Raw genomic sequence first — 14,048 nt, 5'->3', positions numbered from 1 at the left:
TAAAAACCAATTTTTGATTTTAAACAAAGAGTTCTATACAATCTTATTTTAAACAATTAACAAAAACTAAAACAAAGGTGAAACAAAAATGGCTTTTAATGACAGAAACTTTAGAGGAAACAATTTCGGCGCTCCCAGAGAAATGCACAAGACAACCTGTTCTGATTGCGGTGCTGAAACCGAAGTGCCTTTCAAACCTGATCCAGAAAGACCGGTTTACTGTAGAGAATGTCTTCCTAACCACAGGACACCCAGAGAAAACCGCAGATACTAAGTGTTATTTCTGCAATTAAGTTTGCATCAACACTTATTTCTTTTCCACTTTTTTAAAATTCACATAGATTCTGGATATGCTTTTTAAGTTAACTACTTATCACGTTCATTCAGTTTTAATATATTTTTCAGGCGGGTAAGCTACTGGGCTAGTAAGCTACTGAAATCTTCCCCGAGTACGTTTGTAGACATTGGGAAATTAAAAATCTGAGTTTTCGAATCTGAGTTTTCGAGATATAAAGGTGTTTAAAAATAGCCCTTTAAAGGTCCAAAAAGGTTTATTTTAGCTCTTAGCGGAGTAATCCAGGCATTTTATCTAGTTTGGCTTTTCTTATAAAATCCTTAACTATAGTTTTTCCTCCATCAAAGCCCATATTCTGGATTTCACAATAGAGACAAGCAGAGGCACAGGGACCTTCATTAATCCTTTTGAGTATGTAAGGTTTATATAGGTCAAGTTTACTGGGTCTTGTTGGATGTTTGCAATATTCGGGCGCCGTCTTAAGGTTGAGATATTTCCTTACAGTTTTCCTATCGTGATCTATTTGTCTGGCGATTTCACTGATACAGAAGCCTTGTGAATGCAACACTTGTATCAATAACCATTCTTCCTTTTTCAGCATGATTCACAGTCCTCAACATTCGTTATGAATTGTAAATCTGGTATTTTAAACCGTTGACACTGTAGAATTTTTAGCTGTTGTTGGCAGTGGGAAGTTTTTCTCAAATCCGTTATTTTTGCAGATTTAAAATGAATTTAGAAGAAGCCCTTCGAAGAGTTTTTTTGCTCAACGTGATCTTTCCTTTTTGGGGAGGGACTTTCTGATTGAAAGTAACCTTTTCGTCACGTTAAATTCAGTTTTAATATATTTTTTCTGCCGGCGGTTTGCTGAAATCTACTCCCGAATACAATTGGTAGGAAAAGTGAAATTAAACATCCTTTTTCCCATGCTCCGATAGATATTGCTCAATTGCACGTTTTGAACTATGCCATGTTTTTCCTATTTTTACTGCATCCAGGAGCCCCTGTCTAGCTCGCAGGCTAAGATATTCCTGAGAATAAGGAGTTTCTATAGCAAGTTCTCTTAGAAGTAGAAGTTCATCGTTTCCTCCTGAAATGGAGAGATATAGGGTAAGGTCTTCATCCACGGCTTTTGCAATGAAATTGGCAAATTGTTCCAGGTTTCCAGAATCTGCGGCTCTAAGGGATTTGTAATATTTTCCTCTATCCTCTTTTTTGAGTATGACAGGAGGATAATCTCTTGCCATCAAATACAGATTTGTAAGAAGCCGGGCCACTCGGCCATTTCCATCAATGAAAGGATGAATTTCAACAAACCTGTGATGCAGGAAGGAAGCTGTTTCAATTGGATATTCCTTACTTCCAGCTATCTTTTCAATAAGTTCATCCATCAGTTTAACTATCTTCGACCAATCAGGCGGGGTCTTTACTGCACCTGCTATTCTCACATTTCTTATGCGGTATTTTCCGGCGTCCTCAAGAATGCCTCGGGTTACAATTTCGTGGATCTCCTGAATTGTGACATGGTCTATTGATCGTTTTTTCTTTGCTAGCTCTTCCATTCTATCAAAGGCTTTTGCATTGTTGCTCGCTTCAAGATGTTCTCTAAGCGATTTTCCGCCAATCGTTAGCCCTTCTTCCAGAACAAGTTTTGTCTCCTGAAGTGTTAGTGTATTTCCTTCTATTGCATTGGAGTGATAGGTATGAACCAGCCTCATTTCTTCATGTAGCCTTGCTAAAGCGTCTACAGGAATGGGCCGCATGAGGTTAAACTGCTTCATTTTTTCATTTATTCGTGCAAGAAGTTCTTCTTGAATCAGGGGTGTATCGGTATGTGTCATAATTTGATGTATCCGATATGTACTCTCTGAGATATATCGGTATCGGCAATTTTTAGAGTTATCCGATATAACTAGTTCTTGTTTATATCCCTTCAGTTAAAGTATATTTATTCGGCAGGCAGACACTGGAATCTTCCCCGAATACGTTTGTAAAATCAAAATGAAATCAAAAACCCGCGAATTTTATGGATTCAAAAGAAGTTTAGAAGTAGCCCATAGCAGGGCCTTTTTGATAAAAGTGATCTTTTCCTTTTGAGGAAAGTTTTTATGACCATTTACATCTTATCCAATATACGTTTGATATCCGGCTTTGCTTCGGGAATACCCTCTTTAACGGATAACCAGACTACTTTAAGGTTCACTCCGAAGTAAGCATGAATCAATTTGTCTCGTATCCCTGCCAGATCTTTCCAGGGAACGGAGGGATATTTTTCACGTATATCAAATGGGACATTCTTTGTTGCTTCGCCAACGATCTCTAGAGCCCTAACTACTGCAAACTGCGTTTTACGATCTTCGGCAAATTCTTCTGCTGCTTCCATTGCATCATAGATATCCTGGATATAGTCTTTTACTTCACGAATTTTAATCCCTCTTCAAACAGCTTCAACTTCACTCAGGATATGTTTGCCTATATTCGGCTTCAGCGCATCTTTCATAACAAGGTCTACCTTAATACCCAGAGCATCTGAAAGGTAGTTTTCAAGATTGACAAATTTAAAAATAGTAGGGGTCTTGCTGAACTCAACGAGTATGTCCAGATCACTTTCTGATTTTTGCTCTCCCCTTACGTAAGACCCAAAAATTCCCATGTAACTGACGTGGTACTTTTCTTTAAGCTCAGGCAGCATCTCATGGAGTTTCCGAATATAAATGTCAGCTTCTTTTCGGTTTTCCGGCATTTTTTCAGGCTCTATTTGGTTCCTTTTTGAGATAACATAGTATTTTGCAGTTGTAGTATTTATAATTACTAAGAGGGAAAGTGAACGTCTCTTCACATTCAATTCAGTTTTAATATATTTTTCCAGCCGGCTGTCTGTTGAAATCTTCCCCGAGTACGTTTATAGAAATCAAGGAAATTAGAAACCCGTAGTTTTTGCAAATTCAAACGAAGTCTAGAAAGAGCCCACCGCAGGGCCTTTTTGAAAAAAGTGATATTTTCCTTTTTGGGGAGAACTTTCCAATTTAAGTAACTTCTTCACGTTCAATTCAGTTTTAATATATTTTTCCTGCCATTGATTTGCTGAAATCGATCCCGAACACGTTTGTTGAGACAAGGTTCAGAAAAATAAAACTCGAAAAGCCCATGATTTTTTGCAGATTTTGAAGGAGCCCTTTGCAGGGCCTTTTTTATAAAAGTGATCTTTTACTTTTGCTTTTTGGGGATTTTGTGATTGAAGTGGACCCTTCTTCACGTTCAACTCAGTTAAAATATATTTATTCTGCCGAGGATCTGTTTGAATATTCCCCTAATACCTTTATTAAGAAAATAAGTAACAACTCAGATAACTTGGAAGGGGTTACACTTATTCAGCAACAAGCAAAATTATTTTAGATTTTTTAATATGTCCAACAATAATAACCTTGCGTCTTTATTAATATTTACAATATAAATATCGTAGTTTTTAGATATACTCAGTATAGATTTCATTAATTCTTGACAAATTGGACTTTTCAGTTCATTATAATAGTTCGTATAAAATTGACAGGGATCTATTAAACCTAGTCTATAATTATTTGCCAGCTTATTACTGGGCGAGAGTACAGGGCATTCCATGATCTGGTCATTCTTTACATACGCAGGAATATTCCGCATACAAATGAAGAATTTTGCAGATGGATTATCAACCAGTTTTTCATTTAATCGACTGAAATCAGTTTCTTTAATTGCCATTTTTATCCACTCCTAATTTGATTTATTTTATCCATAAGTTTGTAACTGTAATTGACATCATCAATTAGATATAGAAACTTTCTCGTGGAAAAAGTTTGGAGCCTTAGAAGGCTGCCTGAATAGTTATAAGCTCGTGAACTTTGAAGATTCCAAAGAGTTTATAAGGAGCCCTGCGCAGGGCCTTTTTGCTAGAAGTTATCTTTTCCTTCTGGGGAGAACTTTCCAATTTAAGTAATCTTCTCTTCACGTTCATTTCAGTTTTAATATTTTTTCCGGCCGGCGGACTGCTGAAATCTTCCCCGAACACGTTTGTTAAGAAACGAGTTATGAAAACCTGCAATTTTTGCATAATTTCACTCATTTCTTCATCGGTTTTACCAAGAGTCAAAAACTTAACCCTCCAGTCCGCAGAATCTATATAAGCTCTAGACAGCATAAAACTAAATACCTAAGAGTTCAGAAAGGAAAATATCATGCTTATACAATATATCCACGCGGCTCTTAAAAGGGCAAAACACGAAATAATAGATGATGAAGAACCTTATTATGGAGAAGTTCCCGAACTTGAGGGTGTATGAGCTACAGGCAAGACACTTGAAGAATGCCGCAGAAACCTGGAAGAAGTCATTGATGAATGGATTATTGTGAGGCTAAGAAATAGGCTGTGTCTGCCCGGATTCTGCAAGTTTTCGAATTATCTTTAAATATCGCTGAAGATAGATTAAAATGAAAGTGCGTGAGGTTATTAAGCTTCTTGAGGTTGATGGCTGGTACTTGGTTGCTACAAAAGGCAGCCATAGGCAGTATAAGCATCCTACCAAACCAGGCAGAGTAACAATTGCTGGTCATAGTGGAGATGACCTCGCGCCAGGTACATTGAACAGCATATTAAAGCAAGCGCAATTGAAAATGGAGAGCTAACATGTATCGTTTTCTCGTAGTAATCGAAAAAGCAAACAATAACTATTCAGCGTATTCTCCTGACCTTCCAGGCTGTGTGGCTACCGGCTCCACCAGGAAAGAGGCAGAGAAGAATATTTATGAAGCAATTGAAATGCATGTGCAGGGATTGCTGGAGGACAATTTACCCGTTCCGGAATCAGAATCTTTTGCTGAATATGTGGCTATTGCTGAAAAGTCTTCTAGAGGTTCTGAAGTTGCGTAAACTGCGTTTTCGATAACCGTTACTTTTTAATTTAATTAAAAATATATTTCTCCGGCCGGCGGTCTGCTGGAATCTTCCCCGAATACGTTTGTAAAATCAAAGTGAAATTGAAAAAACGTAGTTTTTGCAGATTCAAAATAAGTTTATAAGGAGCCCTCCACAGGGCCTTTTTGATAAAAGTGATCTTTCCCCTTTGTGGGAGATTTTTCTGATTAAAGTGAACTCTTCTTCACGTTCAACTCAGTTAAAATATATATTTTCGGCCGGCGGACACTAGAATCTTCCCTGAACACGTTTGTTAAGAAAAGCAAAATTGAAAAGCCCGTGATTTTTGCAGCTTTATAAGGGGAACTTTGCAGGGCTGTATTTTAGATCAAAGTGATTCTCTTCTTTTGGAAGATTATTTTAAAAATGAAAACATGTCAACTGGGTCTGAGTTTCAAGAGTTCTAAGAAAATAGGCTTTTGTTTTCCCTGCAAACCATTCCTAGAAATTGTTCTCATTTGAGAGATTCTGTTTCTATTTTATAGATAGATTTATATATTTTAAGTGATATGTATGTGTGTTGATAAATAAAGAGACGTATAATAATCTGTTATTAAAAACCAATTTTTGTTTTTAATCAAAGAGTTCTATACAATCTTATTTTCAAACAATTAACAAAAACAACAAGGTGAAACAAAAATGGCTTTTAATGACAGAAACTTCAGAGGAAATTCTAATTTCGGCGCTCCAAGAGAAATGCACAAAGCTATCTGTTCAGACTGCAATGTTGAGACAGAAGTACCTTTCAAACCTGACCCAGAAAGACCGGTTTACTGCAGAGAGTGTCTTCCTAACCACAGGACGCCCAGAGAAAACCGAAGATACTAAGTGTAATTTGTGTAATTAAGTTTAAATCAACACTTACTTCTTTTCTACTTTTTTTAAAATTCACATAGCTTCGGAATATCCTTTTTAAATGAACTCTTTTCGATGTTCAATTCAGTTTAAATATATTTTTCCTGCCAGTGCTCTGCTTAAAATCTCCCACGAATACGTTTGTTAGGAAAAGTGAAATTAAAAACCCGCGATTTTTGCAGCTTTATAAGGGGCACTTTGCAGGGCTTTTTTAGATTTAACGATTTTTTTTCTCTGGGGGAGATTTTTCTGATTAAAGTTAAGACTTCCAACTAAATTCTAGGCATAAAATTCGTTAGCTGAGTTCAGTGAAGATTATTTATAGTATTTTTAAGCAAAGAAATAGGGGGTTATTTTCTGGATATACCTAAATTTAAAAGACTACCAGGACACATAGCTATAATACCGGATGGAAACAGGAGATGGGCTTTAGACAGAGGCTTAGAAAAGCATGAAGGATATAAACATGGAATAGTTCCAGGCCTGGAGCTATATGATATATGCGTAAAAATAGGAATAGGCGAAGTTACTTTTTTTGGATTCACTCAAGATAACACAAAAAGGCCTCAAATTCAAAGAAAAGCGTTTGTAGATGCCTGTATAAAGTCAGTTAAAGAACTTTCCAAACATGATGCTGAACTTCTTGTAGTAGGGAATACCAATTCGGACATGTTTCCAAAAGAGTTACTCGCATATACAAAGAGGACTAAATTTGGGAGAGGTAAAGTAAGGATAAATTTTTTAGTAAATTATGGTTGGTACTGGGATTTAACATATGCAGTTGAGAACTCTTCAAATGGTAAAAAAATGATAGAAAATATTGCATCAGCAGAGATTCCAAGAATAGATTTACTTATCCGTTGGGGAGGAAGACATAGACTCAGTGGAATGCTTCCGGTTCAAACGGTATATTCGGATATATACGTGGTTGATGAAATGTGGCCAGATTTTAAGCCAGAACATTTATTCAATGCACTAGAGTTTTATCAAGATCAAGATATCACACTGGGTGGATAATTGACTTTCTTGCCTTTTACCAATTCATTAAAATTGATTTTTTTCTTTCTTGGGCTGTTTTCAGATTAAGTTGAAGATCTGTTAACCGAATCTTGTTTTCATAGGAGCCATCTGAAACTGGATCCTCAAATAGGGAATGAAATCCTCTCAGTTATTCCAATTCAATTGAAATATATTTTTCCCGCGGGCGGTCTGCTTAAATCTACCCCGAGTACATTTATGAAACCAAAGTGAAATTGAAAATCCGTGATTTTTGTAGATCTTTTCTTAACAAACATAAGAAGCCCTTCGCAGGGCCTTTTTAATAAAAGTGATCTTTTCCTTTTTGGGGATTTTGTGATTGAAGTGGACCCTTCTTCACGTTCAACTCAGTTAAAATATATTTTTCCGGCTGGCGGTCTGCTGAATCTTCCCCGAGTACGTTTGTTAAGATAATGTTAAGAAAAGTGAATTGAAAACCCCGCGATTTTTCATCTTTATAAGGGACACTTTGCAGGGCTTCTTTAGATTAAGCGATTCTTTACCTTATGGAAAAGGTTTCTGATTCAAACAACATCTCAAGGGAATTATGGGTCAGGAAAAGCCGTTAGAAACGGACCGCTGAACACAAAATGAAAATCTGTCCTCAAAGCAATTTATTTTAAATATATTTTTTCTGACGGCGGTCTGCAAGCACGTTCTATTTTTATTGTTGAGCTTCCCAAAAACTGTTTTTATGTAAAGCATCGAAGTTTCAGAAGTGAAAAGCACATTAAAAAAAGATTGGAGGAAAACCCAGAAGAGTTTTGATCCTTCTACTGTATTCCCCAATACAGTCGCTCCGAAAATATAACTTCCAAGTATATTGTTCGGAATGGGACCAACATCTTCCAGGCAATTTTTTTCACATACCTACCTTATTCCACTCTTATGACCTAATTGCTCTCGTTATAGTATACATTATCCCATTCTTATTTTAAATTAATTGTAAGAAATATTGTTTCTGAACAAAAATCATTGCTGCATAAAATGTTTTTAAGTCGAACAATAATTTAATGTAGAGTTCACCTAAAACCATTCTTATCAATCCAAAAGTTTTTTCCTGCCTACTTCTGGCCTCAATCTCCCTTTAACACATTTGTTAAGCATGAGACGTAAAAAACCTGCGGATTTGCAGCTTTATATTGGGCACTTTTCAGGGTTTCTTTTCTTGCTTGAATACGGTTGTAAAATCAAAGTAAGATTAAAAACCCGCGAGTTTTCTAGATTTAAATAAGTTTAGAAGGAGCCCTTCACAGGGCCTTTTTGATAAAAGTGGTCTTTTCCTTTTAGAGAGGACTTTCAATTTAAGTGAAATTCTCATCACGTACATTTCAATTAAAATATATTTCTCTGGTCGGCGGTCTGCTGGAATCTTCCCCCAACACGTTTGTTAAGGAAAAGATAAATTAAAAACCCACGAGTTTTCTGAATCTAAAGGAGTTTAGAAGGAGCCCTTCGCAGGGCCTTTTTGAAAAAAGTGATCTTTCCCTTTTGGGAGAAGTTTCTGATTGGAAGTAATTCCCCTTCACGTTCAATTCAATTGAAATATATTTTTCCGGTTGGTGGACTGCTTGACTCTTCCCCGAATACGTTTGTTAAGAAAGTATAGCTGAAAAACTTGAGTTTATTACTTCGCTCTCCGTGCTAAAAAGGTAGAACTATCTCCGAGATGAAACCTAAACTCGCCTTCCAGTACGTCTTTTTCTTTTATCCTGACCCAACCACTACCAAAGACATGGTCGCATTCTTCATTTCCTTCCCAGGTGAATTCAAACCTTTTACCATCAACATAATCAACGATCTTTCCGTCTATAAAGCCATAAACTAAACCAAATTGAAAATTCCCCATGTTGTCTGGCTTTATCGTAATATAAGCCTGAACTTCCATGTTGAAATAATCCTCATCCCATAATTCCATCTCATAAATGTGCCATGTCCCTGTGAAATCCATATTTTTAATTATTTTTCCTCGAATAAAAACATCGTTATACAATATCATAAACTTGAAATTTGAAGGGACTATTAATTCGGTAAATTGCAGATTTAAAAGGAGCCCGCCGCAGGGTCTTTTTTTTCAAAGTGATCTTTTCCTTTTTGGGAGAACTTTCTGATTGAAAGTGAACTTCTCATTACATTCAATTCAATTGAAATATATTTTTCCTGCCGGCGGTCTGCCTTAATTTCTCAAAACTATTTTTGTAAATATGGTGGAAAAGATAGATTCTATGAGTATACAAATACATTTAAGATTGAAAAGACAAAATGCTAGTTAGGTGATACTATTGGGAGAAGCTATCGAGTACGTAAAAATTCCTCGTAAAATCTTTGAACCTATCAGTGACATGGTGAAAGTAGGCCTTTATAAAGACGAACAGGAGGCATTAAAGCAACTTGTGCATGACCAGGCTGAACAAAAGATCGATTACTATGGAAAAAAGGTAGCTGAAATGGAGAAAAAGTACGGTATGGACTTTCCTGCTTTTGAAAAAAGAATCCAATCGAGAGTAGGGGAAGAAGACTTTGAAGAGTGGGATGATTTCATAATCTGGGAAAGCTATGTCACAGCATCACGATATTGGGAACAGTTTTTATGACAATAAGCAAAACTGTTGCTGCTCTTTCATCCAGTGAGATTGTACTTGAATTAAAAGTTCTCAAAGCAATAGTTGAACCCCCTGTCCAGGCTTTAAAAGCAAGAGCAGCTCTCAAAGATGGCTACATATTGCAAATTAGTGAGAGTATGGGCCCCGATTTCAGACGATATTCTTATCAATTGCAAAAAGAGGATGCAATGATTAAGCGTTGGGATAATTCTCCACACTGGAAAGATCTAAAAACATTCCCATATCATGTCCATCACGGAAATGAAGCAGAACCCAGAGAATCTCCCGAAGTATTTATAGAAGACATTCTCCGTGAAGTAAAGAAATTGCTGAGTTCAAATCCATAATTCAGTTTTAATATATTTTTCCTACCGGCTGTACGCTGAAAATCTTCCCCGAATACATTTGTAGAAATCAGGGAGAATAGAAATCCGTAGTTTTTGCAGATTCAAACGAAGTCTAGAAGGAGCCCTTCGCAGGGCCTTTTTGATAAAATTGATCTTTCCCTTTTGGGGAGGAATTTAGGATTCAAGTGAACTCTTCTTCACGTTCAATTCAGTTAAAATATGTTTCTCTGGCCGGCTGACTGCTAAAATCTTCCCCGAGTACGTTCCTTAATATTTGTCAAGAAAAGATAAATTGAAGACTGTAATTCTTACAGGTCTAACCGGATTCGCATAACCTATATAAGATTTAAACAGCATAAAACTAGATATACCAGTTCGGAAAGGTGTAATTATGCTCATCCAGTACATCCACGCAGCTCTTGAGAAAGCAAAATACGAAATAATCGATGATGAAGAACCTTATTATGGAGAAGTTCCCGAACTTGAGGGTGTATGGGCTACAGGCAAGACACTTGAAGAATGTCGCAGAAACCTAGAAGAAGTCATTGATGAATGGATAGTTATCAAATTGAGAAGCGGACTGCCTCTGCCCCGGATTGGAGACTATGTGATCAAAGAACCGGGAGATATTGCAGTTGTCTAAGCTGGTCCCTGTAGATTGGCGAACTTTTGTTAAAAGATTGCAAGAACTGGGATTTGAAGGTCCCTATTCTGGCGGAAAGCATCCTTTTATGAGAAAAGGAGATCTTGTTTTAACGATTCCCAACCCTCATAAAGGTGCAATTGGGATTGATCTTCTGACAAGAATTCTTAAACAAGCTCGTATTTCAAGAGAAGAGTGGCTTGGAGAAGAGGACTTGTGAGGAACTCAAGTCCATTGATATTGAACTCAGTTTTAATATATTTTTCTTGCTAATTGTCTGCTGAAATCGACCCCGAACATTTTTGTTGAGACAAGGTTCAGAAAAATAAAATTGAAAAGCCCGTGACTTTTGGCAGATTTAGAAGGAGCCCGTCGCAGGGCCTTTTGACAAAAGTGATCTTTTCCTTTCGGGGAGAATTTCTGATTAAAGTGAACCCTTCTTCACGTTCAATTCAGTTTTAATATATTTTTCCGGCTGACGGACTGCTGAAATCTTCCTCGAGTACGTTTGTTGAGATAAGGGTTAAGAAAAGAGAACAAAGAACCCGTGATTTTTGCAGCTTTAAGAGGAGTACTTTGCAGGTTAGATCAGATTCAAATGATTTACAAAGGCGACAAGTTTAAGATCTGTTGTCAAAGGATTTCGTTATCCAAATCCTATCTTCGCGATAAATTTGAGAATTACCTGCAACAACAAGTTAAGCATTTATATCAAGCGTATGAGGTTTCGTTGTTGTTGTTTTTCAGTAGCACTAATATTATGACTCCCAACCATGAAATTGAAAAGATCAACCACCATTTGCTTCTTCCTTTTATCTCCAGTGCCCAAGCAGAAATTGGAATCATTGCTAAACACCAAATAGTTAATTCAAATATTGTTAGAGAAATATCACTGGGCATTACAATCATTCCAACTCCTGCAAGAATTCCGCTGAGAATACCTACAAACAACGAAAAGCTCATTACAGAACCAAATGATAAGAGCAATAAATAATTTGGATTCTGCTGAGCCCACGCCTTGAACCTTTCATATTTTTCCATAATTTACTCTCCATCAACGTATTTCTGTAAAGTCCCGCCACATATAAATAATAATTTAACAGTTGCTTTATAAAAAGCTTCGCCGTTTTTTAAATTAATTAAAATATTTGTCTTCATTTGATTCGATTAAAGATCAAAACATCAAAATTTTTGTAATTAATTTTGTAGATGTATAATTTCTTAAATCTCCCTTGAATATACTTATTAAAGAAAAGTATTAAGAAAAGCGAAATTGAAAAACCGCGATTTTTGCAGATTTAAAAGGAACCCATCACAAAGCCTTTTTGTTCAAAATGATCTTTTCTTTTAGGGGAGAACTTTCCAATTTAAGTAAATTTTTTTCACGTTCATTTCAGTTTTAATATATTTTTCCTGCCGGCGGACTGTTTAATCTTCCCCGAATACTTTTGTAGAATCGAGAAATCAAAAGCCCGTGAGTTTTCTGAATTTAAAGGAGTTTAAAAGGAGCCCTTCGCAGGGCCTTTTTGCTAAAAGTGATCTTTTCCGTTGTGGGAGAAATTTCTGATTTAGGTGAGCCCTTCTTCACGTTCAACTCAGTTAAAATATATTTTTTCGGCCGGCGGACTGCTCAATCTTCCCCAAACACGTTTTTAAAGTGGCTCTTCGTTGTTTTGTGTGGATATCCTCATAATATTCTCATAAAAACCAATGGGTCTTGAAGTGAAAATTATCTTATCCACAAGGAATGACGAAGAGCCGTAATTTTTGAGTTCTTCACTAAAGGACTAAGAAAGACAACCAGAATACTATTCTAAAAACGGCAAAAAAATCGTTTTATTAGCTTGATTTTGTCAAATAAAAACTACTAAATGTTTTTTTCTTAAAAGGTAACAATTTTCTCCCCCCTTGAATGTCTTCAGAGAACGATAATTCGTAATATCCTTGCGTTAAGTTTGTAGTTTCTATAAATATCCTATATTTTCCATAGTCTAAAGAATTACTTTGCAAATACTTGCCAAAAATATGATTTGAGCTAAATGTAGGATTTACTACAATGGAATCTAGAAGAGATGAATTGCCGTTAACGTTTATTTGAGTTAGGTTAATTGTCATATTACCACAATTTCCTGCTGTAACCACCTGAATTGGAAAATGTGTAATAGAGGAGTCTCTTACATCGTCCATTGTAACTGTAATGTCCCCTAAAGTAAAATAAGGAAATATAAAACTACTAAGAGCCATTATTAAAGTTATTCCAAAATATAAGTGCCAATTATCTAATATATCAGTATTTAACGATTTTTCAAATAATTTGAGTCTCAATTTTCTCCAAGCATAAAAGCTTAGAAATGTCAAATATATAAATTCAATTAATAAAACAAAGTAAAAAAAGGTATTTGGGATATCAAGGCTTTGTTTTTCTCCAATAAAAGCTAGCAGCAGTGATACAGGTACAATAAATAAAACTAACGACGGTAATGAGTATAAAAACATAATTTTAATTAGCGTGAAGAACTTCTTCGAAGTATTCACATCTATTTTATATAACTCCTCTTTTAACTTAATTAATGTTGTAAAGTGCATAGAAAGTTTTATACTGACTAAAACAATACGTAAATATTTTGGAAAAAGAACGATCCAAATAACTAGTAAGAAAATAGAATACAAAGATAGTAGTAACAAATCTATATCATCAACTGAAGTATAAGGTGCTAAACGAGAGAAATTGAGTAAAAATCGCGTTGGACCATATATACAAAAAAGAAACAATCCCACTTCAAACGTACAAATATATACTAAACCAGACGATTTATCTAATTTATCTTTACTGAAGGAGTTATTAGTTTCTAAGGACACCCCCTTTATAATCATATAAATTATCAAGCCTACAGAAACAAACGATAGGGGCATAAAAAAATCCAGAGTAAATAAGTCCAAAATTCACTCATTGGATTATTTTGCATGTATTCATAAATATTATATCCAGCAGTCGAGAAAGCAACAATTATCGTCACGGCAAACTTAAATCCATCACCTTTATTTGCTTTTAAATCACTTCCTGAATTCGCAGTTCCATTATCCACAAATTCCTGTTTATCAGATGACTTTTCATTTACGCCGTTTTCTAATTTTATTGAATCCTGACCCATAAGAGTAAAAATAGCTCAGTATATATTATAATTTTCTATTTTATTTCACATAGTAAGCAAATTAAGCGGTGGTCGAAAAACAAAATATCAAAGGGATTTAAAAACGAATTTATACTACTCATTAAATTAGTTACGACTTTTTATCTCGTATATCTTACCATAATCCTATG

At 35.7% G+C, this 14,048-nt stretch carries 18 protein-coding genes and 2 pseudogenes; 10 read left to right on the top strand and 10 right to left on the bottom strand.

Going from position 1 to position 14,048, the window contains the following annotated elements; genetic code table 11:
- Positions 1-88: 88 nt before the first annotated feature.
- The gene (locus MSKOL_RS03745) at positions 89-274 is read left to right on the top strand and encodes a CxxC-x17-CxxC domain-containing protein (protein WP_048118281.1); all 186 of its coding nucleotides are present in this window, start codon (positions 89-91) and stop codon (positions 272-274) included.
- A gap of 319 nt (positions 275-593) precedes the next feature.
- Here the strand turns inward: MSKOL_RS03745 and MSKOL_RS03740 are convergent.
- The 6 genes and pseudogenes from MSKOL_RS03740 to MSKOL_RS03710 form a co-directional block, all read right to left on the bottom strand.
- A pseudogene (locus MSKOL_RS03740) lies at positions 594-896 on the bottom strand (IS21 family transposase); the annotation flags it as partial.
- Positions 897-1,203: 307 nt separating this feature from the next.
- The gene (locus tag MSKOL_RS03735; protein WP_052725323.1) at positions 1,204-2,136 is read right to left on the bottom strand and encodes a Fic family protein; all 933 of its coding nucleotides are present in this window, start codon (positions 2,134-2,136) and stop codon (positions 1,204-1,206) included.
- 275 nt (positions 2,137-2,411) lie between these two features.
- On the bottom strand, positions 2,412-2,699 hold the full coding sequence (locus MSKOL_RS03730; RefSeq protein ID WP_369799539.1) for a DUF86 domain-containing protein: 288 nt from the start codon (positions 2,697-2,699) through the stop codon (positions 2,412-2,414).
- A gap of 33 nt (positions 2,700-2,732) precedes the next feature.
- Positions 2,733-3,038, bottom strand: coding sequence for a nucleotidyltransferase family protein (locus MSKOL_RS03725; protein ID WP_048123646.1), 306 nt, complete (start codon positions 3,036-3,038; stop codon positions 2,733-2,735).
- Between the two features lie 644 nt (positions 3,039-3,682).
- Entirely contained in the window at positions 3,683-4,030 is a 348-nt protein-coding gene (locus tag MSKOL_RS03715; protein ID WP_048153786.1) for a hypothetical protein, read from the bottom strand.
- A gap of 103 nt (positions 4,031-4,133) precedes the next feature.
- Positions 4,134-4,418: a hypothetical protein gene (locus tag MSKOL_RS03710; RefSeq protein WP_048153784.1), complete on the bottom strand. Its 285-nt coding sequence runs from the start codon at positions 4,416-4,418 to the stop codon at positions 4,134-4,136.
- Positions 4,419-4,503: 85 nt separating this feature from the next.
- On the opposite strand from MSKOL_RS03710, the pseudogene MSKOL_RS21535 reads away from it, so the two are divergent.
- The 5 genes and pseudogenes from MSKOL_RS21535 to MSKOL_RS03685 all read left to right on the top strand — a co-directional run bounded on the left by MSKOL_RS21535 (position 4,504) and on the right by MSKOL_RS03685 (position 7,112).
- A pseudogene (locus MSKOL_RS21535) lies at positions 4,504-4,734 on the top strand (type II toxin-antitoxin system HicB family antitoxin).
- 22 nt (positions 4,735-4,756) lie between these two features.
- Positions 4,757-4,951 (top strand): type II toxin-antitoxin system HicA family toxin, encoded by a 195-nt coding sequence (locus tag MSKOL_RS03700; RefSeq protein WP_048153782.1) that lies wholly within the window; start codon positions 4,757-4,759, stop codon positions 4,949-4,951.
- Between the two features lies 1 nt (position 4,952).
- Positions 4,953-5,195, top strand: coding sequence for a type II toxin-antitoxin system HicB family antitoxin (locus tag MSKOL_RS03695; protein WP_048153780.1), 243 nt, complete (start codon positions 4,953-4,955; stop codon positions 5,193-5,195).
- A 684-nt stretch (positions 5,196-5,879) separates the two neighbouring features.
- A complete protein-coding gene (locus MSKOL_RS03690) occupies positions 5,880-6,068 on the top strand; it encodes a CxxC-x17-CxxC domain-containing protein (protein WP_048153778.1) in 189 nt (62 codons plus the stop codon).
- Between the two features lie 348 nt (positions 6,069-6,416).
- Positions 6,417-7,112, top strand: coding sequence for an undecaprenyl diphosphate synthase family protein (locus MSKOL_RS03685; protein ID WP_332310043.1), 696 nt, complete (start codon positions 6,417-6,419; stop codon positions 7,110-7,112).
- 1,648 nt (positions 7,113-8,760) lie between these two features.
- Here the strand turns inward: MSKOL_RS03685 and MSKOL_RS03670 are convergent.
- A complete protein-coding gene (locus MSKOL_RS03670) occupies positions 8,761-9,132 on the bottom strand; it encodes a hypothetical protein (RefSeq protein ID WP_082091019.1) in 372 nt (123 codons plus the stop codon).
- 274 nt (positions 9,133-9,406) lie between these two features.
- On the opposite strand from MSKOL_RS03670, the gene MSKOL_RS03665 reads away from it, so the two are divergent.
- The 4 genes from MSKOL_RS03665 to MSKOL_RS03650 all read left to right on the top strand — a co-directional run bounded on the left by MSKOL_RS03665 (position 9,407) and on the right by MSKOL_RS03650 (position 10,946).
- Positions 9,407-9,727, top strand: coding sequence for a hypothetical protein (locus tag MSKOL_RS03665; RefSeq protein WP_231592419.1), 321 nt, complete (start codon positions 9,407-9,409; stop codon positions 9,725-9,727).
- Entirely contained in the window at positions 9,724-10,083 is a 360-nt protein-coding gene (locus tag MSKOL_RS03660) for a DUF6516 family protein (protein ID WP_048153770.1), read from the top strand. Before MSKOL_RS03665 ends, MSKOL_RS03660 begins: the two co-directional genes overlap by 4 nt.
- Positions 10,084-10,474: 391 nt before the next feature.
- Complete coding sequence (locus MSKOL_RS03655) at positions 10,475-10,726, top strand: type II toxin-antitoxin system HicB family antitoxin (protein ID WP_048118249.1); 252 nt, start codon at positions 10,475-10,477, stop codon at positions 10,724-10,726.
- Entirely contained in the window at positions 10,719-10,946 is a 228-nt protein-coding gene (locus tag MSKOL_RS03650; protein WP_048153768.1) for a type II toxin-antitoxin system HicA family toxin, read from the top strand. The genes MSKOL_RS03655 and MSKOL_RS03650 overlap by 8 nt, the downstream gene beginning before the upstream one ends.
- Positions 10,947-11,437: 491 nt before the next feature.
- Here the strand turns inward: MSKOL_RS03650 and MSKOL_RS03645 are convergent, their stop codons facing one another.
- From MSKOL_RS03645 to MSKOL_RS03635, 3 genes are all read right to left on the bottom strand, one after another.
- The gene (locus MSKOL_RS03645; protein WP_048153766.1) at positions 11,438-11,767 is read right to left on the bottom strand and encodes a hypothetical protein; all 330 of its coding nucleotides are present in this window, start codon (positions 11,765-11,767) and stop codon (positions 11,438-11,440) included.
- A gap of 798 nt (positions 11,768-12,565) precedes the next feature.
- A complete protein-coding gene (locus tag MSKOL_RS03640) occupies positions 12,566-13,612 on the bottom strand; it encodes a hypothetical protein (RefSeq protein ID WP_156150949.1) in 1,047 nt (348 codons plus the stop codon).
- A gap of 2 nt (positions 13,613-13,614) precedes the next feature.
- Entirely contained in the window at positions 13,615-13,878 is a 264-nt protein-coding gene (locus tag MSKOL_RS03635; protein WP_048153761.1) for a hypothetical protein, read from the bottom strand.
- Positions 13,879-14,048: the final 170 nt, after the last annotated feature.

It is taken from the genome of Methanosarcina sp. Kolksee (assembly GCF_000969945.1).
GTDB classification, from domain to species: domain Archaea; phylum Halobacteriota; class Methanosarcinia; order Methanosarcinales; family Methanosarcinaceae; genus Methanosarcina; species Methanosarcina vacuolata.
The sequence above is the reverse complement of the archived record's forward strand: the minus strand, read 5'-3'. Positions and strand labels throughout refer to the sequence as shown.